Raw genomic sequence first — 4746 nt, forward strand, 5'->3', positions numbered from 1 at the left:
AGAAACACCAGTAGCCCCTGTTACTCCGGCACCTGTGGCACCTGTCACCCCAGTAGCTCCCGTACCTCCGGCAGGTCCTACTGGTCCGACTGCACCCGCTGAACCCGCAGGGCCTGTAACTCCTGTCAAACCTGTCGCTCCCGTTGTCCCGGCTAAACCAGCAGCCCCCGTCGCCCCGGTGGCCCCAGTAGCTCCAGCAGCCCCCGCAGTCCCTGCCGTACCCGTTGCCCCAGTGGCCCCCGTTGCTCCTGATGCCCCAGTGGCTCCTGTCGGTCCGATTGGACCACCCGCAGGCCCAGTTGGACCAGTGGCTCCGGTCGGTCCTGCCAGTGTGGGAGCAGCCAGCACATTTTCGAGCTTTGCTTGCAGCAGCAGCTCTTTCTTCACGGTGGTGTCCAGTACGCTTTTGACACTTTGGTCCACGGCGAGAACATCAGCAATGGTAGCCGTTCCTCCGGTCAGTCCAGGTATCGTACCGAGTACATATTGAATTTTTTCACCCTCGGCATTGATGATGTGGCTAAGCCCCAATTCCTCAAAGGCAATGGATGACAGCAACAGATTAATCGCGTCATCCCGTGTTAGGTTAATCGTAGGTGTTACGTTGGGGATATTAGGAAAAGACATGTAAATCCTCCTTATGCTATAAATCTGGTGTGCTGCATACGTAGTGACTCATCAGAAATGTCTGGAAAGCGGAAGCAGAGGGGACAGCCATACTTTTCCGAAGGTAGGCTGCCTTTTGGGGGGGCCCGTTTTTTGTTGCTGTACATAGGCGTCAAAGCCAGCGAGATCGCCTGAATAAATGTTGTAAATGGATTGCAATTGCTCGATTGCTTTGGGTAAATGATTCATTTGCCCCGGTGGTAGCATGGAGGCCGCATGGCCTGAATCCCATTGGATTTTTAATAATCGCAGCCAGCCCAGACTGCCCGCTCTTCTTGCTTGCTGAACCTCCGAAGGAAACTGTGAGTTCTCTGAGGAAGGGGAGGAATTGCCCTGCTTTTTGATCCAATGCATCAGATGCTGTCCATGCTCCAAAAGGTGAAGGGCGCGTTCAATTTGATGGTAGAGTCTCTGTGAATCCTGATGCACATCCTTGTACAGGTGGGTGGAAGGGTCGACGGACAGGAGAAATTGGAAACGAATGATTTGTTCGAATAAGAGGGATATTGCCGTTTCCAGTGCATCTATGGAAGTAGAAATTTCGGACAGGACACTCCTGTACTCCCGGCGGAGCCGAATGTCTTCATGGAAGATGGATATAAGGGTGTTCCAATGATTCCCGACTTCCATTTGGATCAGGAGCGATGTCTCCAATTGCTGGAGTATAGAATGATTCAATTGCAGCCACAAGGGAGAGGAGCTGTTTTCGTTTGTTTTGTCCGACAAAAAGGAAACCATCCGGCTTTGGGATTTGGCTAATGCGGCTAAACCTGTGTTGAGATGGGCTGCGGCTCGCAAAAGCTGGAGGGCGTAAGGCTCATTAGGCAGCTTGCTGCTAAGCCCTTTATTCTTCATTACATTCAGAATCTCCGCGGCATTCCCAATGGTCTGTTTTGCTGCATGAATGGTGACCACCACCCTTTTTCGGACACGACCGCCCGTTGGGACCAGAGTCAGGGCAGTGGTAAGACCTGCTATCTCCATCAAGTAGTAATACGTCCTCCAGCTTGTGCTGAAGCAGAATCTGGTTGTTCACCACCCCCCGCAATACTCGTTCCACGCTTCGATTCAATTGCAGGATATCTTGCAGACAGACATCCTCATCGTTTACAAAACGTTGTATTTTTTCACCTTCAGCATGAAGTATGTTGGACAGGCCCAATTCCTCCAGAGCAATGGATGCGAGTATCATATGAATAACTTCTTTTCTCGTTAGAGAGATGAGGGGATTGATGTCGGGAATACCAGGCATAGACAAGTGCAATCTCTCCCTTCACTCCGAATTTGCATCATGGCTATGGTCAACTGCATGGAATGCCACACCCGGTCCCTGTCTTCCTCATCCCTGTTGTAGCTGTGAGAAATACTGTTCATTATATAAAACGCTGGGATGAGTAGGATGGTGCAACTGGGACATACGGTGATGAAACTTTGCTTTATCAATGTCACCCATCCGGTCGTAGCACAGACATAATTGCAAGTGGGGGAGCCAAGTGAAATAAGACGAATTGGTTAGGGCCATCGCATCTTGTGGTGGCTCGATCAGCGTAGCCTGACGGAACCAGTAAATGGCTTGAGCATATTGTTCCGCTTCAATGAACAAATTACCAAAGGCACAGCAAAACTGGGCGCGTGGTGTATCGAGATTAAGCGTGCGAAGCAGAGCCATGCGTTGCTCCTGTTTTTGACCTTGTCGGCCGTAGCAATCTGCAAGCTTAAAGCAAGCACCAATCCGATCCTCAATCCATCCCTGATTCAGATTTAGATAGTGTTCGTACTGCTGTATAGCTTCTATCGTCCGTCCGTTGTCATACAGTTCATTGCCAAAATAGTAGTGATCTCGTTCTGAAAATGCGGTGCCCTGCTCCCGGTGCTGGAGATAAATATGTAAATTACGGTCAGTGTAGGCACGTGTCTTTTTATGAGTCACCGCCATATTGCTGTGAAAGGTGCTTCCGGTTACATGCAGGAATTCATGTACAAATCCAATCCATCTGAAATGGCGGTCCCGGCGCACAATCCGGTTTCTTTTGAGCTTATGTAGCGGTTGACCTTGTTCATCTACGGACAGCACATAATCCATCGTAATGCTGTCATAGGAGAGGCTGGCCTGCTTTTTCCAGTCGAGAAATGCCAGTCGGTCTTGCTCTTCCAGAATGTCATCAGCATCCAGCCAAAATTGGTAGTCCTGTGTTGCCTGATCAAATGCATAGTTGCGGGCTGCGGAAAAATCATCACACCATTCAAAATCGTATATCCGGGCATTAAACGACGCAGCCACCTCTTGGGTGCGGTCGGTAGAGCCAGTATCGACAATAATGATTTCATCCACCAGATCATGGACTGATTTGAGGCAGGTGTGAAGTGCTTCTTCTTCATTTTTGACAATCATGCATAAGCTGACGGTTACCATGCTCTTTGTCCCTCCCAAAAAACTTGGTGTGATTTCCATTTTATTAGGATAGCTTGCTCATTATGTAGGAATTTAGGATGAACCATTGATGGGTATGGTGATGATCATAAATGGAGTAGCGCTCTAATAGATTAGAAAATCAAAGTCTGATGCAAGGGGGGGAAGGTATGAGCCGGCCGTTCATTTCACTGTGCATGATTGTCAAAAATGAGGCGGAACGGATGGAAGCTTGCTTGCAAAGTGCCAGGGATGTTGTGGATGAGATTATTGTTACGGATACGGGGTCCACGGATGGGACGATAGACATTTGTCGTTCCATGGGGTGTTCTGTTGATTCGTACGAATGGGATGACAGCTTTGCAAATGCACGCAATGCGGGAATAGCCCGCGCGACAGGAGAATGGATTTTATGGCTGGATGCAGATGAAGAACTGGATCACGATGAGAGTGGACAGTTGCATGAGTTTGTAAAGGCGATTCATGCAGATACGGCTGCTTTGAAGGTACTCAACGAAATGGATGGCTTTGTATACAGTTGCCCACAAATTCGTTTGTTCCGAAATGACATCGGGTATCAGTTTGTGCGTGATATTCATGAAAGGCTGCAACCTCCGGCGGGAAAACAGGATACCCCGGAAGCCCCACTGCTGCCCGTAACGGTACACCATCATGGATATGCAGAGAAGGTCATAGAGGTGAAGGAAAAGTCAAAGCGGAATATGCGGCTGTTGGAGCGGGAAAAGGCACAGGCTGAATATGACCCTTGGTGTGATTACCATTTGGCGAGTGAATACAGCCGTTTGCAGCAATGGGAGCGGGCTTTTGAACTGATCAATTTGGCGGTTACCGGTTTTCTGGAACAGGGAAAGCTGCCACCCGCGCTTGTTTACAAGCTAAAATACGATACCTTAATTCGTCACGGAAGCCTGAAGGGCATATGGCCAGGAATTGACAAGGTGCTGCAACTGTACCCGGACTATGTAGATTTGTATTTTTATAAAGCATTGTATTTGTTGGATCAGGGGCTATTGCTGGAGGCTTATTATGAATTCGAAAAATGTACTCGCATGGGTGATAATTCATGGAAATATGTGACTTTGCGAGGAGTCGGCAGTAATTATGCATTGTACTATATGTCTATTTGTTTGGAGAAAATGGGGCGGCCTGTGGAAGCACAGGCCACCTTGGAGGCTGCTGGAATACGTCGTTCGTTATCGGATCAGGTGTTGACCACCCAGGCTTGAATAACAGGGTTAGGAGGAAATGTATTCGATGACGATCATTGAACTCGTCCCTCCTGCAAGGGATAAGGTCAACCCGGATACGAGAAATTGTAAATTTCCGGGTACTGTAACCTGAAACAGCAGAGATGCGACGATTTCGCCACCTGCTAGAACAGCCGGGAAAGAGTAGCTTCCCGGGCTGGGAGTAGCTGTTCCGGTGAATGAGGGAGTAATGGTCGACAGCAGGGTCAGGGTCGCTGTGCTGAGCACCAGACTTACTTTGTAAAAACCTGGTTGGGTCAGGCCAAAGGTAGTGTTGTTGACGACGGTGATAAACGTTCCCGTAGAAGCCCCTGCTGTAGCAAAGGTGATAGCGCCGCCTAGCAAGATGGTATTAGGTCCCGTATTGGTACGGCTTAGTGCGCTGGCTAAACCCCCAGAGGC

Annotated in this window: 6 protein-coding genes; 1 reads left to right on the forward strand and 5 read right to left on the reverse strand. The window is 49.1% G+C overall.

Annotation, left to right across the window (positions count from 1 at the left end; genetic code table 11):
- From C1I60_RS25665 to C1I60_RS14705, 4 genes are all read right to left on the reverse strand, one after another.
- A partial coding sequence (locus tag C1I60_RS25665; RefSeq protein ID WP_491844695.1) for an alpha-helical endospore appendage domain-containing protein occupies window positions 1–627 on the reverse strand: 627 nt, incomplete at its 3' end.
- Window positions 628–678: 51 nt separating this feature from the next.
- Entirely contained in the window at window positions 679–1521 is an 843-nt protein-coding gene (locus C1I60_RS14695) for a hypothetical protein (RefSeq protein ID WP_137062410.1), read from the reverse strand.
- Window positions 1511–1918, reverse strand: coding sequence for an alpha-helical endospore appendage domain-containing protein (locus C1I60_RS14700; RefSeq protein ID WP_491844696.1), 408 nt, complete (start codon window positions 1916–1918; stop codon window positions 1511–1513). The genes C1I60_RS14695 and C1I60_RS14700 overlap by 11 nt, the downstream gene beginning before the upstream one ends.
- Before the next feature lie 87 nt (window positions 1919–2005).
- Window positions 2006–3079: a glycosyltransferase gene (locus tag C1I60_RS14705; RefSeq protein WP_137062411.1), complete on the reverse strand. Its 1074-nt coding sequence runs from the start codon at window positions 3077–3079 to the stop codon at window positions 2006–2008.
- A 167-nt stretch (window positions 3080–3246) separates the two neighbouring features.
- On the opposite strand from C1I60_RS14705, the gene C1I60_RS14710 reads away from it, so the two are divergent.
- Window positions 3247–4323 carry a glycosyltransferase family 2 protein gene (locus tag C1I60_RS14710; protein ID WP_170970820.1) on the forward strand — a complete coding sequence of 359 codons (1077 nt, stop codon included), beginning with the start codon at window positions 3247–3249 and terminating at the stop codon, window positions 4321–4323.
- Window positions 4324–4332: 9 nt separating this feature from the next.
- On the opposite strand, the gene C1I60_RS24535 is transcribed toward C1I60_RS14710, so the two are convergent.
- Window positions 4333–4746, reverse strand: a 414-nt coding sequence (locus C1I60_RS24535; protein WP_170970821.1) for a hypothetical protein, incomplete at its 5' end; no start/stop codon positions are given.

This window comes from Paenibacillus terrae (assembly GCF_005217525.1).
Lineage (GTDB): Bacteria > Bacillota > Bacilli > Paenibacillales > Paenibacillaceae > Paenibacillus > Paenibacillus terrae_C.